The 14815-nt window shown below is 45.2% G+C and carries 14 protein-coding genes; 4 read left to right on the top strand and 10 right to left on the bottom strand.

Features of this window, described 5'->3' with window-relative positions; translation table 11 throughout:
• Positions 1 to 30: 30 nt before the first annotated feature.
• Entirely contained in the window at positions 31 to 1833 is a 1803-nt protein-coding gene (locus E7Z59_RS02305) for a pyruvate kinase (RefSeq protein ID WP_136334673.1), read from the top strand.
• A gap of 234 nt (positions 1834 to 2067) precedes the next feature.
• On the opposite strand, the gene E7Z59_RS02300 is transcribed toward E7Z59_RS02305, so the two are convergent.
• From E7Z59_RS02300 to E7Z59_RS02265, 8 genes are all read right to left on the bottom strand, one after another.
• Positions 2068 to 2577 carry an outer membrane beta-barrel protein gene (locus E7Z59_RS02300; protein ID WP_136334672.1) on the bottom strand — a complete coding sequence of 170 codons (510 nt, stop codon included), beginning with the start codon at positions 2575 to 2577 and terminating at the stop codon, positions 2068 to 2070.
• Positions 2578 to 2912: 335 nt separating this feature from the next.
• Positions 2913 to 3131, bottom strand: a complete 219-nt coding sequence (locus tag E7Z59_RS02295) for a hypothetical protein (RefSeq protein ID WP_136334671.1) — start codon at positions 3129 to 3131, stop codon at positions 2913 to 2915.
• A gap of 203 nt (positions 3132 to 3334) precedes the next feature.
• Positions 3335 to 4111, bottom strand: a complete 777-nt coding sequence (locus tag E7Z59_RS02290) for a hypothetical protein (RefSeq protein ID WP_136334670.1) — start codon at positions 4109 to 4111, stop codon at positions 3335 to 3337.
• 82 nt (positions 4112 to 4193) lie between these two features.
• Positions 4194 to 4595 carry a group III truncated hemoglobin gene (locus E7Z59_RS02285; RefSeq protein WP_136334669.1) on the bottom strand — a complete coding sequence of 134 codons (402 nt, stop codon included), beginning with the start codon at positions 4593 to 4595 and terminating at the stop codon, positions 4194 to 4196.
• Positions 4596 to 4629: 34 nt separating this feature from the next.
• Positions 4630 to 5127, bottom strand: coding sequence for a lipocalin-like domain-containing protein (locus E7Z59_RS02280; RefSeq protein WP_242015591.1), 498 nt, complete (start codon positions 5125 to 5127; stop codon positions 4630 to 4632).
• Between the two features lie 58 nt (positions 5128 to 5185).
• Positions 5186 to 6472 (bottom strand): acetyl-CoA hydrolase/transferase family protein, encoded by a 1287-nt coding sequence (locus E7Z59_RS02275; RefSeq protein WP_136334668.1) that lies wholly within the window; start codon positions 6470 to 6472, stop codon positions 5186 to 5188.
• A 162-nt stretch (positions 6473 to 6634) separates the two neighbouring features.
• The gene (locus E7Z59_RS02270; RefSeq protein ID WP_136334667.1) at positions 6635 to 6838 is read right to left on the bottom strand and encodes a helix-turn-helix transcriptional regulator; all 204 of its coding nucleotides are present in this window, start codon (positions 6836 to 6838) and stop codon (positions 6635 to 6637) included.
• The gene (locus E7Z59_RS02265; RefSeq protein ID WP_136334666.1) at positions 6835 to 7248 is read right to left on the bottom strand and encodes a hypothetical protein; all 414 of its coding nucleotides are present in this window, start codon (positions 7246 to 7248) and stop codon (positions 6835 to 6837) included. The genes E7Z59_RS02270 and E7Z59_RS02265 overlap by 4 nt, the downstream gene beginning before the upstream one ends.
• Positions 7249 to 7648: 400 nt before the next feature.
• Here E7Z59_RS02265 and E7Z59_RS02260 point away from each other — a divergent pair, with 400 nt between their 5' ends.
• Complete coding sequence (locus tag E7Z59_RS02260) at positions 7649 to 8917, top strand: serine hydrolase domain-containing protein (protein WP_136334665.1); 1269 nt, start codon at positions 7649 to 7651, stop codon at positions 8915 to 8917.
• A gap of 309 nt (positions 8918 to 9226) precedes the next feature.
• Here the strand turns inward: E7Z59_RS02260 and E7Z59_RS02255 are convergent, their stop codons facing one another.
• Both E7Z59_RS02255 and E7Z59_RS02250 read right to left on the bottom strand, forming a co-directional pair.
• On the bottom strand, positions 9227 to 12346 hold the full coding sequence (locus tag E7Z59_RS02255; RefSeq protein WP_136334664.1) for a WD40/YVTN/BNR-like repeat-containing protein: 3120 nt from the start codon (positions 12344 to 12346) through the stop codon (positions 9227 to 9229).
• Between the two features lie 60 nt (positions 12347 to 12406).
• Complete coding sequence (locus tag E7Z59_RS02250; protein ID WP_168731221.1) at positions 12407 to 13189, bottom strand: carboxypeptidase-like regulatory domain-containing protein; 783 nt, start codon at positions 13187 to 13189, stop codon at positions 12407 to 12409.
• A gap of 207 nt (positions 13190 to 13396) precedes the next feature.
• Between E7Z59_RS02250 and E7Z59_RS02245 the strand changes: the two genes are divergently transcribed.
• A complete protein-coding gene (locus E7Z59_RS02245; RefSeq protein WP_136334662.1) occupies positions 13397 to 14131 on the top strand; it encodes an MIP/aquaporin family protein in 735 nt (244 codons plus the stop codon).
• 108 nt (positions 14132 to 14239) lie between these two features.
• Entirely contained in the window at positions 14240 to 14779 is a 540-nt protein-coding gene (locus E7Z59_RS02240) for a hypothetical protein (RefSeq protein WP_136334661.1), read from the top strand.
• The last annotated feature ends 36 nt before the right edge of the window (positions 14780 to 14815 follow it).

Below are 14815 nucleotides of genomic sequence, written 5' to 3'. Positions count from 1 at the left end.
CTTCTCAATACCTAAAAACCCACCTTAAATATGGATGAGAAAACCATCAGAGGTGCCATAGCACGTCTCAATGAGATCATTGAACGACTCCGGGTGGAGACGGAAAAGAGTGCAGACCTGCTCCAGGAAATTCACCCCTCTTTTAAGGAGAGTGCCATTAATCTCATCCATTACATCACCTTTCGCAGATTTAACCTCACCCAATTGCAGGGGATACTCAGGAAATTAGGGATAACCGGTTTTTCACATGCAGAGGGACACCTTATGAATTCTCTTTTGCATACCCGGTATTTACTGCAGTTGCTTATTGGGCAGGCAGAGGCGTTTGACCCCGGAGAAGGTATAAACATGGAGCGATCCAGGGAATGTCTTTGGGAACATACGGTGGGGGTTGTTGGAAAGGAAATACCGGGCAGAAGGGTGGGCATTATGGTTACCCTGCCTACCGAAGCAGCTTATTTTCCCGAACTGGTGAGAGCCATGATCAGTGCAGGAATGAATTGTGCCCGTATTAATTGTGCTCATGATCACCGTGAAGTTTGGGCAAAAATGATCAGTAATATCCGGTCGGAGGCTGTTACTACCGGGCAGGCGGTAAGTATATTTATGGATCTGGCAGGACCTAAGATCCGTACTGGAGAACTGAAAGCCGGCATGCGGATCCGGAAATTCTCACCAAAGCGTGATGAAGGCGGACATGTTGTGAAACCGGCAACGGTGATCCTCCGTTTAAAACTCACCGAGGAGTCGCCGGAAAACACCCTTCCCGTGAGTCAGCATCTTTTGGAAAATATTGCTGTAGGCGATAAGATATTCTTTCGTGATGAACGCCGTAAGAAGCGTGAGTTGGAAGTGGCGGAGGTCAATCCGGGAATGGTTAAAACCTACTTATATAAAACGGCTTACATCCGTACGGGAACGGCCTTGCATAAAAAGGATGGCCTGGTGAGTGATGTGGGTGAATTGCCAAGGAGCGAACGCCCACTGTTATTAAAGGTCGGGGATACCCTAATGGTGACCCCTCCGGGTATCCCCGGAAGCAATGCCGAAAAGGAATGGGATGGCAGTTTAAAAACACCTGCCAGTATCCCTTGTCAGATGCCTGAGGTATTTCAGTATGTCAAGCCGGGAGAACGGGTATTGTTTGATGACGGAAAGATCGAGGCCGTGATCACCGGGACTGATGAAAACGGATTTATTACCGAGATCACCCGGGCCCGTGAGAAGGGCTCATGGTTGAAATCGGAAAAGGGGATGAATTTTCCCGACTCAAATTTAAAGATAAGCGGACTCACTGAAAAAGACAGGAGCGACCTGGAATTCGTAGCTAAGCATGCCGATGCCGTTAATTTTTCTTTTGTGAACAGTAAAGATGATGTCACAGAACTTTACCATGTCTTGGAACAATTAGGGGTATTAGATCGTTTGGGCGTGGTGTTAAAGATCGAAACAGGGGCCGGTTATGACCGTCTGTATGAGATCTTATTAGCGGCTATGAAAAAGCAAAAAGTGGGCGTCATGATCGCCAGGGGCGACCTGGCTGTCGAGACCGGCTGGGAGCATATGGGCCTGGTACAGGAGGAGATCCTGGCCATGTGCGGTGCCGCTCACGTTCCGGTGATCTGGGCTACCCAGGTACTGGAAAACCTGGCCAAAAAAGGAATCCCTTCAAGATCGGAGATCACCGATGTTACCAACTCCCTCAAGGCCGAATGTGTCATGCTTAATAAAGGACCATACATTACCGATGCCGTTAAGCTTTTAGATACCATCCTTCGCGAAACCGAAAAATTCCGATTAAAGAAAGAACGGTTACTGCCGCGTATGCAGTAGATCTCAGGGACGAGTTTGAGTTCGAGACGTCTTTGCGGGGCCGAGCGTGAAAAAATGGTCCGGCGGACCATTTTAGCGATAGAGCCAGCTGGCGCGCGGGCAAAAGCAAACCGTGGCAATCTTCCAGTTAAGAGTGAAGGGACATAAATTGGAATTATCTTTTAAGGTATTAAGAGATAGCATCAGCTTACCCCTTCCGTCCAAATTTAAGTTCTACTGCTATAAGGGAAGGGGTTAAGGATAAAAATTCAACCCCAGATTCACACTCGGAAAGGCAGTCCCCAGGGTTATGTTCTGGTAGTTGGCTACGATATCCAGATTCTCGGTAACGTTGTATCCGGCAATAGCGCGAATGATAAAGCCGCTGTCGGTGTCTTCTGTAAGGGCGAAGGCATAGCCCGGTTGTACCCCCAGGTAAAGAAGGGTTCCTGCATATAGCTTGGCAGAGGCCATTAGCGGAATATAACTGTAATCATCTACCTCAATATTGATGAGGCCCTCTGTTAGGGTCTCCCCGAAAACGTGGCCATAGCCCACGGCGCCACCTACCATAAAATTCTCATAAGCATACACGTGATAGCTCACATCAGCATCCAGTGAAAAAGAGTAGAGGTCGCTATAGAGATCGCTTATGGGAAGTCCACCGCGAACTCCGATGCTGAGGGTTTTATGCTGCTGATATTGCGCCATCGCTGCGGTGGCAAACAACAAACAGATCAGGGAAGAGAAAACTAATTTTTTCATGATAAGATCTTTTAAAGGTTTCTACAAGTATACGAATAACCAGGAAAAAACTTACAAGGCATCGCTTTACTTACCCTTAACAATTTTCCGGGTTTGCGTCTTAATACTCTCAGCTACCCTTGTCCCTGGTATGAAAATGACCCGAAAGGATAAACCGGTTAAAAATTGTACCGGGCGTTGATTATACCTACCCTCTGATAGATATGGAGTTGCTGCGAAAATCAGCTTCCGATCGCCTTTGAGCTATGAAGAGAGCCCCTTGTTAAAAAAGAAAACCAGCGTATTCTTAAAAAGCATACGCTGGGTGATCGTCATAATTTTGACTGATAGTGGGTCTATACCGGACGACCTTTCAGACGCTTTTCAGCCTGTTGCTTACGCACGGTAAGCTTTTTCATCAGGTTCATCAATTTTTCATCCTTATTCTTCTTATAGATCTCATTAATGCTCAGAATAAGATCTTTCGCCCTTCTCGAAAACCTGATTCGTTCACTGGTGGTTTTGGGTTTGGGCTCATTCTGTTCGAAATGTATCGCTTCGCTTATTAAATCCATTTATAAGTGTTTTATACCTAATATTAAACAATCTAACGGCTTTTAGTTTCCGTTTCGTATAGTTTATGATTATTTTAAGATGTTTGATCAGGTTTGACGTACGTTTTTTACGTGCCTTACACGAAAAACGGGCCGCAAGGTTAAACAAAATTTTTAAAAATGTATTAAAGACTGTAAATCAGAGCGGTGGAGGGTGTGTCTGATCATTCTCCCTCCGGTTCGGGTCCTACACTCATCACCCTTTCGTACATGATACTCCATACAAATCCATCCGGAAGAATTTCACCCATTTTGGTCTTGTTCATGATCTCAGACCATCCGGAATCTACTTCCCCCTGTGGGGTAAAACGAAGGTAGTTCAATGCATCCTTCATAGTTTCAAAACCATCCCAGGTCATGACGGAAAATCGTGCCTCAGAGCCACTTGGATAGATCACCGACATCATACCCCAGCTTTTCATACCACTTTCTCCATTATCTATGTTCGATTGGTGGAAGGGTTGCCAAAGCGTCTTATTCTCCTCAATAAATGCAGCACGGTCTTCCGGCATTGCATAATTGACCAGGGCATAATCGTATTCTCCGGGAATCGCTGCTTCCAGCTGCAGCCAGTAATCGAACGGAATGGTCGTAAAGGAATTGGTTTCCACGCTGGAAGGATCAACCCCTAGTACGGTAGTGAGGTTGTCTTCTTCCCAGACCTCATTCAGGTTCATCTTGTCAAGGCTGGCAAATGAATTCACAAAAACATAGTTAGGAGCATCTTCGTTGGTTACCCCTACCTTACGCCATAATGACCACCCGGTCATCAACCCCTTATCAATGGCATCCTTGGCTACCTTAGACCAGTATTTGGTTTCCTTTTCTACAAATTCGGCTTCGCGGTCGGCAGGAACTTTCCTGTATTGAAAATATGCCACCTGGCTGAAACAACCCAGGGTGAAGATAAGGGCTAGAAAGGAGAAGATCATCCTTTTCATGACTGGCTGGTTTTGGTTAATAGGAGTCAAAGTTAAGGATAATCCTGATTAAAAAAATCATAAAGAATTAAAAATCAATGAATTAACTCGAAGTTTTTCGAGACTCATAGATCTTCAGGAAAAGCATGGTTGCCATTTTACGGGCACGGTTTTTTGCGATCCAGGCACGTTCTCCATCAAAGAGATCATCTATGGTAGCTACCCATACCTCCAGCCACCAACCAAAATGTTCCATCGTAATGGTATGACCGAAAACTTTGTCAACATGTATATGGGCCTTCACCGGGTCTCCTGTGTAATTTCGGTTGAGAAACAGTTGAGAGTCCCAAAAATTCGTGAGTAACTCCAGGTGTTCTGCCCAATTTTGTACCGTGCTGTTAAAGAATGGCCCCAGGGCTTCATGATTTCTTATCCGGTCATAAAAGCGGTGCACCAGTAATTGAACGTCTTCCCGGGATGCTATGTCATGTTTTTTATGATTCACATTATGTTGGTTTAACCGGGTACCCGGTAAGCATTTAATTTTTTTGAAAGGTCAGCAGGTCAGTGGTACCATCTCCTCCACTCACATCGAATAATTCGATCCTGGTCGGGCTATAGGTCTCCACGTCCCAATCGTCGGTAAGCTCCAAGAGAATATCGGGTGTGCTGAACGCAATATTGAAATCAATATCCTCGTCTTGGCTGCTATTGTTATCGTCATTGCTGTTGCTGCTGTTGGTTACTGACCAGGTGCCGGAATAGCTTGCTGTGGAACTTTCTGCAAGCAGGCTGCCATTACTGTTAAAGGTAAAGGTATAGTCGTTATAATCGCTCGTTTCATCTACCCCGGAATCGTTATATAGAATAATGCTCCACGTACCTGAGATCATATTATTTTGGATCTCCTCAATGGTTTGGGAGTTGGTGTTTTCACCCTGGTCGTCATCATTATTGCATGAAGTTAACAGGAGAAGCACAAGAAGTGGAACCATAAAATGAACGGGAAGACGCAAAGGGAAAGTGAAAGCTTTCATACTGTTGATATTCAAGAGTTAATAGGTGGTTAACGTTTCGTGGGGCTCAATTATTGTCTTATATACTTTGGTTGATTTTTTTAGAGAAACGTTCCCAGGCTTGAAACTCCAAAGCTTCTCTGTGATCCGGATGCGCGATATCGATCAGGGCTTTGGCCCGTTGCATCAGGTTCTTTCCAAAAAGATTGGCCACGCCGAATTCTGTTGCTACGTAGTGAACATGAGCTCTGGTAGTGGTTACCCCGGCTCCTTCTTTGAGGAAGGGAACAATCTTGGAAACCCCGTTTTTGGTCATGGAATGCATGGCAATGATGGGCTTGCCGCCCTCTGAAAGGGCAGCCCCGCGAATAAAATCCATCTGACCTCCAACCCCGGAGTATTGGCGCGGTCCTATGGTATCGGCACAAATCTGCCCGGTCAGATCGATCTCAATAGCGGAGTTGATGGCGGTTACCTTCGGATTTCTTCTTATAATGGCCGTATCGTTGGTATAGGCCGCCTCCTTAAAATGAACCAATGGATTATCGTCAATAAAATCGTAGAGTTTTTGAGAGCCCATGGCAAAACAGGTTACGATCTTATTCGTTTTTACCGCCTTGTGTTCTCCGGTAATCACCCCTTTTTCAACAAGAGGAAGAATACCATCAGAAAACATTTCAGTGTGTATACCGAGTCCTTTATGATTTTCAAGATTCGCCAACACCGCATTAGGAATGGTGCCGATTCCCATTTGAAGGGTGGCGCCGTCTTCGATCAGGTTGGCTACATGTTGCCCAATGGCCCGGTCGGTTTTATTGAGCTCGGGCATGGCATGTGTAAAGATGGGGTTGTTGCAGTGAACCGCCGCATTGATCTTGCTGTTGTGAATGATGCCATCTCCATGAGTTCTCGGCACCAGGGGGTTTACCAACGCAATAACCGTTTTGGCATTTTCAATGGCAGGAATGGTTACATCAACGCTGGTGCCCAGGGAGCAAAAGCCGTGTTTGTCGGGCGGACTCACCTGTACGAGTGCCACATCAATCGGGAGGATATTTCTTCTGAACAAGAGATGTATCTCACTGAGAAAAATGGGCGTATAGTCGGCACTTTCTGTATTTACCGACCTTCGAACATTACCTCCAACAAAAAGACTGTTTACCCTAAATGTTTCATTGTAGGGCGCCCGGGTATATCGGGCTTCTCCTTCAGTATGTATTTGAAGGAGTTCGATGTTCTCGAGTTCCTTATACCGGTCGCACAGGGCTTCGATCAAAAGTGTAGGGGTCATTGCAGCCCCCTGGATAAATACCCGATTGTTTGATTTTACTGCCTGAACAGCTTCAGCAGCAGTGAGGGTTTTCATAGTACCTGTTTTTACTACTCCAAATGTATGATGCCTTGGCGGGGTATTAAATGATAATTCTCATAAAGATTCAAGGGTGCTTTTTATGATGCTACTCCCTATAAATTTAGAAGGTAGTTATTATCCGCAGGAAGTAGCATAGCATCAAAAGCAAATAGAAAATCATGTTGTCTCGGTTTCATATTCAAAAATATCCTCTATAGCCTGCTCAAACAGGCGGGCAATTTTAAAGGCCAATGGTAAGCTAGGGTCAAACTTTCCCTTTTCGATGGCATTGATCGTCTGTCGTGAGACCCCCAGCGCATCGGCCAGATCACCCTGGGTGAGGTCGTTTTCGGCACGAAGTACTTTTAAGCGATTTTTCATAGGTATCTTTTTTGGTTCACAAGAAGACTTACCATATAGGTCACAGAAATGATCACTACCAGGAGAGAGATCTCGGCATCCCAGGGTATAAGGTTGGTAGTATCCAGTAACGAATACGCAAGTCCGCCAACGATACCCACACCCAGGCTGATGGCCATGGCATCGATCTGGATTTTACGTTGCAATTCATCCAGTCCGTTAAGAAATTTCATATTGGCACGAATCATCATGAAGCCCATCGCGAGATTAAGCAGGATGGCTGCAAGTGTTAGCCCTTTGTTCTGATCCCATAAAAATTTGGGTCCGAAAGCCGCCAGGGCCATCGATAAAACCCAGGACCAGGTCCAGATCGCAAGTTGTATGGTATTACGCTTTGTTTTTGACTTAAAGTCATTGTTTGTTGCGTTCATAAGTTAAATGTATTTGAATAAATGTTAAGTAAACTTTACACAAAGATAGAAGAAATTTTTAAATGTAAAGTGTAGTTTACAAAAAATCCTGTTTATTTTACGTTATGCGGTCCTGCCTGCCAGCAGGCAGGTATGCGGTTACGGGTTACGTGTTACGGGGTCGGCGGGTAGAGTTTTGGAATTTGGCACTTGGAATTTTCCGATTAAACGCAGTTTTAGAATCGGAATTACCCCCTCCTTTTTAAGGAGGGGTGTTTCAAGGCGTAGCCTTTAAACGGGGTGGTTTTTACAAATAAATGAGGATGTAACATGTTAAAAACCAAATATTTAATAGATTTACACGTTCTATGTTCTCCTGATAGGTCAATAGAACGTAAACCAATAATAATTCACTTGACGTATGCTTCTGATACGACAAAGTCTGGGCTTGTTCATCCTTTTAACGTTATTGATGGTTTCCTGCAGCCAGGAGCTCACCCCTCCTGATGTGGCAGAGGATCCGGATGTTGTGGTTAATGATACCATTCCGGATGATGACGGGAATTCCGGAGAGGGCGATGGTGGTGGTGATGATGGTAGCGGTGGAGACCCGGGCGATGGCAACGGAGACGGGAGCGGAGGTGAAGGTGCCGGAGAAGATGTGATTTACTTTCCACCCCAGGGAGAAGATACCTGGTTAACGGTTGATCCGGATTCCCTGGCATGGAATACAGCGGCTATCAATGATCTCCTGAATTTCCTGGATAATAACAAGACGAGGGCATTTTTAGTGCTTCATCGCGGAAGATTAGTTATAGAACACTATAATGGAGCAGAATTTAACAGCAGCATTCCATTTACAGGCGATTCTGAATGGTATTGGGCTTCAGCAGGGAAAACACTTACCGCTTTTCTGGCTGGAATTGCGAAGGAACAGGGACTCCTTGATCTTTCTGCGCCAACTTCCAACTATCTTGGCGAGTCCTGGAGCAGTGTTTCTCCTGAAAAGCAACAGCTCATCAGTGTTAGAAATCATTTAACGATGACCACAGGCCTTGATGAAAAGGTGAAAGATGATACACCGAATGATAATGTAGATGATGACTGCACTGATCCGGAATGTTTGCAATATAAGGCAGATGCAGGATCGCGCTGGTCGTATCATAACGCTCCTTATAATCTGCTGGATGATATTATTGATAGTGCCTCAGGAATCCGGTATGAATCTTTTTCCTTGAATAACCTCGAGGCCCCGATCGGGATGGAGGGCGAATGGCGTATTCAGGAAGAGTATAATAAGATCTACTGGAGTTCAGCCCGGGATGCGGCTCGTTTCGGACTCTTGATGCTTAACGGGGGTGTATGGAATACCACCCCGCTTTTGGAAGACACAGATTATTTCAACACCATGATCAGCACTTCCCAGGAAATTAACCCGGCTTATGGGTATTTATGGTGGTTGAATAAAGAAGGCGCTGTACTTCCCGGTTCAGGCGGACAATCTGCAGATATTTTTACAGCAAATGCTCCTGGACAAATGTTTACGGCTGCGGGTCTTAATGGTCAGTTTATTAACGTGATACCGGAACTTGAGTTGGTGGTTGTCAGGTTTGGCGAACTGAATGGCACTAACCTGAAAACCCTCCACAATACGATGTGGGGCTATTTGAAAACGGTGATACAATATTGAGTATGAGGAACGAGTTTGCCAACCTTCGCTAAAGCTACGGTCGGTAAAAAGGGACGAGCGTGCCTGTCGGCATACAGGTTTGATCTCGCCAGTAAAACCGCAATCCCCATATTTCGGGAGAGGAATTGAAAACTGATATGGGTTATCCTTTTTAGTTAGATATACTGTAAACCGCTAACTGCAAACTGTTAACCAAAAGTTCTTCCCCTACGAAAAGATAAATTTGTTCTGCACGGCACACAATTGGGTGTTTAAAAAACACAAAAAGCAGCATTTCTTGCTGCTTTTTGTATTCGGACTATCTGGTGTTTATTCGGTGCCGATACTCAAAGCGAAGATCCTTTTCATGAGTTGTACTGTTTCTTCTGTATAGATATTGTAATAAGTTTTTTGGTATTCCGCCCATTGGTCGTTTAGTTCCTTCATCCTGTTTTTGCTGCCTTCGGTTACTTTTGGAATACGACTGTCTGTCTGATTAATTGCAGTCAGGTAATGTGCCGTAAATCCGTTCTCGAAATTTTCCACATCGTCATAGGCCTGTGATAGCCGCTGTACCATAAGGGCATCAAAAGCTTCCATTTTTTGAACAGTTTCCTTTGCTTGGGCCAGGATCGCTTCCTTGCCTTTCGGATCGATCTTTTCGATCATACACTTCAGCAGTTCCAAACTTTCATAATTCATATTGGTCTTTGAAGTCATATCGTCATAAGCCAATTCTGCTTTCCTCATGAATTGGTCATATTCCAGGTATTCTTCAGGGGTGATGTCAAATAAGGGGTTCGGAATAATTTCGGCCACCACTTCTTCCTGTTTGTCCTCTGCTTTCAGGGTAAGGGTATAATTTCCGGGAATGGCCTGGTGCCCCGTGAAGCTTCCCTCTATGTAAACCGACGGAACGCCCTTCAATAAAGGATGTCTCATATCCCATACAAAACGATTAAGTCCTTTTTGGGTGGTGAGGGTTGGTTTCTTAGGTGGATTCCCTTCGTATTCCAGATAATCCTTATCGGGTTTAGAAGAAATACTTCTCACTGTTTTTCCTTCTTCATTTCGAATTTCCAGAACAACTTCAGTGTCTTCTTTCAGCTCAGGAAGTTCGTAATAGATCACCATGCCTGTTGGGGGGTTTACTCCTTCAAAAGGATGGGTGCCCTTGGCATCGTTGCCGTTCATGCTGCTGTACCAATTCGCTGGCATTGCAGGCTCAGGCTTATAGAGTCTCAGGGCTTCTTTTTTATTTTCGTATTGACGCAGTAGCGCAAGATCATCAAATATCCAGAATGAACGCCCCTGGGTGGCCACCACCAGGTCATTTTCTTTGACCAAAAGATCGGTAATGGGAACTACAGGCAGGTTGCTCTGAAATGGCTGCCATGAGGTGCCGTCATTTGTAGAAATGTACAGGCCGGTTTCAGTACCGGCGTACAGGAGGTCCTTACGAACAGGGTCCTGGCGTACAACCCTGGTATAGGCGCCGACAGGAATTCCCTCATCGATCTTCTTCCATGTGCGTCCGTAATTTGTGCTTTTATAGAGCCCGGGAGTATGATCATTGAATTTATAACGTGTGGTTGCAATGTAGACGGTGGAAGGATCGTGAGGAGAAACTTCAATGGCGTTGACCAGGGTTTCAGGAAGTTGTTTTGGGGTGATGTTATTCCAGGTTTCTCCATTATCGCGGGTAATATATACCATGCCATCATCGCTTCCGGTGTAAAACACTCCCTTTTCATGCGGAGATTCAACAATATAGCTGATGGTTCCGTAGTTTTCGGCTCCTACGGCCTCATTGGTATAAGGTCCTCCTCCCTTACCCTGCTTTTCATCCGTATTGGTGGTCAGGTCAGGAGAGATCACCTCCCAACTTTGACCCTCGTCACGACTTCTTAATACATACTGTGCACAGTGATACCAGGTATTGGGCTCGTGGATAGATTTAATAATAGGGGCATTCCAGTTATAGAGGTATTTCATATCTCTTGCAGCGAGCCCCAGGTATAGGTTGGGTTCTATCATGACATTGGTGCTGGCCTGTGCTCTAGTATCAAGGAGATCTATAGTACCCAGGTAACTTCCGCCCATAACCTTTACCGGGTTGTCAGGATCAAAGGCCAGAAAGGCACTTTCTCCCCCTGCTGATGGTGACCAGTCTTCCCGGCCAATGCCGCCGTCTCCCAGTCCGACAGAAGCGATCTTCAGGGAGGAGTTGTCCTGTTGCCCGCCATAAATATTGTAAGGGAACAAATTGTCGGCGGCGATCCTGTAGATCTGTGCGGTTGGAGCCTGGTCTACTCCCGACCAGGTTTTTCCCTTATTAAAGGTAACCTCGGCACCTCCATCGTGGGTGACGATCATATTTTTAGGGTTTGTGGGGTTAATCCAGAGATCGTGATAATCTCCGTGATTGGTACTGATCTCTTCCCAAGACTTACCACCGTCAATAGATTTATAAAAGGAAGCGCTTAATACATAAACGGTATTCTCATCAACGGGATCTGCAAATACTTCAATATAATACCAGGCTCGTTGTATCAGTCGATGATCGCTGCTTACACGGGTCCACTGCTCTCCTCCGTTTCGTGAAACAAAGAGGCCGCCCTTTTCTTTCTGTGAATCACTTTCTACAAGGGCATACACCAACTCAGGGTTGACCCTGGAAACTGAAATGGCCATCTTTCCTTTTTCATTGGGAATCCCTTTTTCGATCTTCATCCAACTTTCACCACCGTCAGTAGATTTATACAGACCACTGCCTTCACCTCCACTGACCACCTGCCAGGGTTTACGCTGGTGTTCCCACATGGCTGCATATAAGACATCAGGATTATGGTGGTCAATAGAAAGCTCGCTGCACCCGGTAAGTTCATTAATAAAAAGAACCTGGTTCCAGGTCTTTCCACCATCCGTTGATTTATAGATGCCTCGTTCTTTATTCGGGCCATGTAAAGCTCCCTGGGCTGCTACCCAAACAACATCGGGGTTTTCAGGATGAATCACGATACGGGAGATCTGACGGGTTTCTTTAAGTCCCATCTGTTTCCATGTTTTTCCGGCATCGGTACTTTTATAAACCCCGTCTCCGTAGGAGGTCATCACTCCCCTGGGGGCGTGTTCACCCATTCCAACATATACGATGTTGGGGTTGCTTTCAGAAACACTTACGGCACCTACAGACCCCGTCTTAAAAAAACCGTCAGACACATTGGTCCACTGCCGCCCGGCATCACTAGTCTTCCAAACGCCACCCCCGGTGGTTCCCATATAATAGGTAAGGGGGTCTCCGGTTACACCCGATGAGCCATTGGCGCGACCACTTCTGAATGGACCGATATTTCTGAATTTAGCGGGTTCAAGATAGGTGTTAAGGTCTTGTGCCAGTCCCGCTGACAAGGAACAAAGCAGTAAAAAATAAGTGAGAAAAGTTTTCATTTGTACAGGTTAGTTCCCGTAAATGTAAATAAAAAAAAACCTGACCCCGGTAAATTGATATCAATTGTTTGAGGGTACTGCAAAGGTTTTTTCTGATGAAGATTCTTCTAATAATGAAGCAGTGTATTTTTGATGAGCCTGGATGAGACGAAATTCAAATTGTTCTTCCTTGGCATGAGGGTATAGATCATCCCAGTCGTGATTGATGACGGCGAAATACAAAAAGCGATCAATCTGCTCTCCTTCCAATCCCAAACGTTTACTGCAAAAGGAGCCGTAATTTTCATGAAGATATTCCTTTAGAAGGTTCTCATTCTCTACAGCCACCCTCTTTTTTAATCGTTTCGTGCGTCCTGTGATCTTGTTCAGCATAGGAATAATGGGCACACCACCTCCAACAATACCTAGGAGCTGAACAGCTTTGAAATCGCCGGCTTCTTTAAGCTTGCGCTCATTGGTGGTTAATTTTTTGGGTCGCTTATTTATAAGCCCCAGGGCTACAGCATCCATGGCGCGGTAACCTTCTACGGTTACCTCCTCTAAAGGAATACCGTCTTTGCTCAATTCTATAAGGTTACTCTCTGCACTGAGTTGGGCCTCTGTAACCAAAAAATTCAGTTGACTGTATCCGAGAAAAGTAATGACCAGGGTATCTGAAACATCTGCACTTATCTCGAAGGCGCCGTTGGCATCACTGATGGTCTGCAGTTCTTTGCTCAGGTTGAGTATATGTGCCGATTCGAGGTTGCTATGGCCATCGGTTATACGTCCTTTAAAAAGATCTTCCTGGGCGTTGGCTGCCACGAAGATCAAACATAACCATATGGAAAGGTATAATTTCAAAAACCGGTTGAATTTAAGCTCAAAATACAGGGCACTTTCTTCAGAACAAAATCGTAAGCAGGCTTTTAACAGAAATTTGAGACCCTTTCCCGTTACGTCAGTGGTTAAAAGTTTTAATCTCTGATAATTAGTAAATTATGGATCTTATTTATAACTTCAGGGTTTTCTGACGAGTTGCAACGGGTAATTCGTTCGTATCACACTACTATGACGCCTTTTTTTGCAGAATTTTTCGGAACCTTTATGTTGATCCTTTTAGGAAACGGGGTTGTGGCCAATGTGCTGTTGCCCGGAACCAAAGGGAATAATGGCGGCTGGATGGTGATCACCACAGGATGGGCCCTTGCTGTATTCGTGGGAGTGGTAGTTGCTGCGCCTTACAGCGGAGCGCATATTAATCCGGCGGTAACCATAGGATTGGCCCTCTCGGGCAACTTCACCTGGGCACAGGTGCCCTTGTATATAACAGCTCAGATGTTAGGTGCGATGACAGGCAGCTTTATGGTCTGGCTTTTTTACAACGATCATTACCGAAAAGCCGAAGGCCCGAATATGAAGCTTGCCACCTTTGCCACGATTCCCGCCATCAGAAATTTAAAGACGAATCTCTTTAGTGAAACCGCCGGCACTTTTGTATTGATGTTCACCATCTTTTTCTTTAGCAGTGCGAGTCTGGAAAGTGAGGTAGCGGTACCTATCGGGTTGGGCTCATTGGGAGCACTTCCTGTAGCATTCCTGGTGTGGGTTATCGGATTGTCGCTGGGAGGTACCACAGGATATGCGATCAATCCGGCTCGAGACCTGGGGCCCCGCATTGTGCATATGCTATTACCCCTAAAGAATAAGGGGTCCAGTCAATGGGATTACGCCTGGGTGCCGGTCGTGGGCCCCCTGCTGGGAACAGTGATCGCTGTGGGAGTATTTCTTTTACTTTCTCTATAAAGGACTATACTTTTTCGAAAGCTAAGAATTTGAGGGTAATTGGATAATAAGGTGATATCCCCGGAAATCATATTTTTTATATAGAAATTGAAGTTAAATAAGTTAAAAATGAAATATACTTTTCCGCTGCTCCTGCTTGTCTTCAGCCTTTCTGTTAGTTCATTAAAGGCACAGGAACGTGAGGCTGATGAATACGCTTCTTATGTTTCATCTCTGGATGGTACCCTGGAAACGCTCTATGCGGTAATTTCAGGTGAGAAGGGAGAGGCCAGAGCTTGGGACCTCTTTCGATATTTATTCCATGCCGATGCCAAACTTATTCCTACAAGAAAGGATACAGAAGGAAGAGACTCGGCGAAATATATGTCGGTAGAAGAATACATTGAGTCTTCCGGGCGGTATTTAGTAGAGAATGGATTTTTTGAAAAGGAGATACATCGCACAACCGAATCCTTCGGACCTATCACCCATGTATTCAGCACCTACGAAAGTTATCACAGTAGAAAGGATGATGAGCCCTTCGCAAGGGGAATCAACAGTATTCAACTCTTAAATGATGGAGAACGCTGGTGGGTGGTCAATATTTATTGGTCGGCAGAATCACCCTCACTCTCTATCCCAAAAGAATACCTTCCCGGAAATGAATAATGAAAATAAAAATTGTCCGGGACGCATGTTTTTACA

It is taken from the genome of Robertkochia marina (genome assembly GCF_004799345.1).
GTDB classification, from domain to species: Bacteria; Bacteroidota; Bacteroidia; order Flavobacteriales; family Flavobacteriaceae; genus Robertkochia; species Robertkochia marina.
This window is presented reverse-complemented; position numbering and strand designations above follow the sequence as displayed.

Coding starts and splice junctions, on each gene's coding strand:
- E7Z59_RS02305 (WP_136334673.1), top strand. CDS start 31: ATGGATGAGAAAACCATCAGAGGTGCCATAGCACGTCTCAATGAGATC.
- E7Z59_RS02300 (WP_136334672.1), bottom strand. CDS start 2,577: ATGAAAAAATTAGTTTTCTCTTCCCTGATCTGTTTGTTGTTTGCCACC.
- E7Z59_RS02295 (WP_136334671.1), bottom strand. CDS start 3,131: ATGGATTTAATAAGCGAAGCGATACATTTCGAACAGAATGAGCCCAAA.
- E7Z59_RS02290 (WP_136334670.1), bottom strand. CDS start 4,111: ATGAAAAGGATGATCTTCTCCTTTCTAGCCCTTATCTTCACCCTGGGT.
- E7Z59_RS02280 (WP_242015591.1), bottom strand. CDS start 5,127: ATGAAAGCTTTCACTTTCCCTTTGCGTCTTCCCGTTCATTTTATGGTT.
- E7Z59_RS02275 (WP_136334668.1), bottom strand. CDS start 6,472: ATGAAAACCCTCACTGCTGCTGAAGCTGTTCAGGCAGTAAAATCAAAC.
- E7Z59_RS02270 (WP_136334667.1), bottom strand. CDS start 6,838: ATGAAAAATCGCTTAAAAGTACTTCGTGCCGAAAACGACCTCACCCAG.
- E7Z59_RS02265 (WP_136334666.1), bottom strand. CDS start 7,248: ATGAACGCAACAAACAATGACTTTAAGTCAAAAACAAAGCGTAATACC.
- E7Z59_RS02260 (WP_136334665.1), top strand. CDS start 7,649: ATGCTTCTGATACGACAAAGTCTGGGCTTGTTCATCCTTTTAACGTTA.
- E7Z59_RS02255 (WP_136334664.1), bottom strand. CDS start 12,346: ATGAAAACTTTTCTCACTTATTTTTTACTGCTTTGTTCCTTGTCAGCG.
- E7Z59_RS02245 (WP_136334662.1), top strand. CDS start 13,397: ATGACGCCTTTTTTTGCAGAATTTTTCGGAACCTTTATGTTGATCCTT.
- E7Z59_RS02240 (WP_136334661.1), top strand. CDS start 14,240: ATGAAATATACTTTTCCGCTGCTCCTGCTTGTCTTCAGCCTTTCTGTT.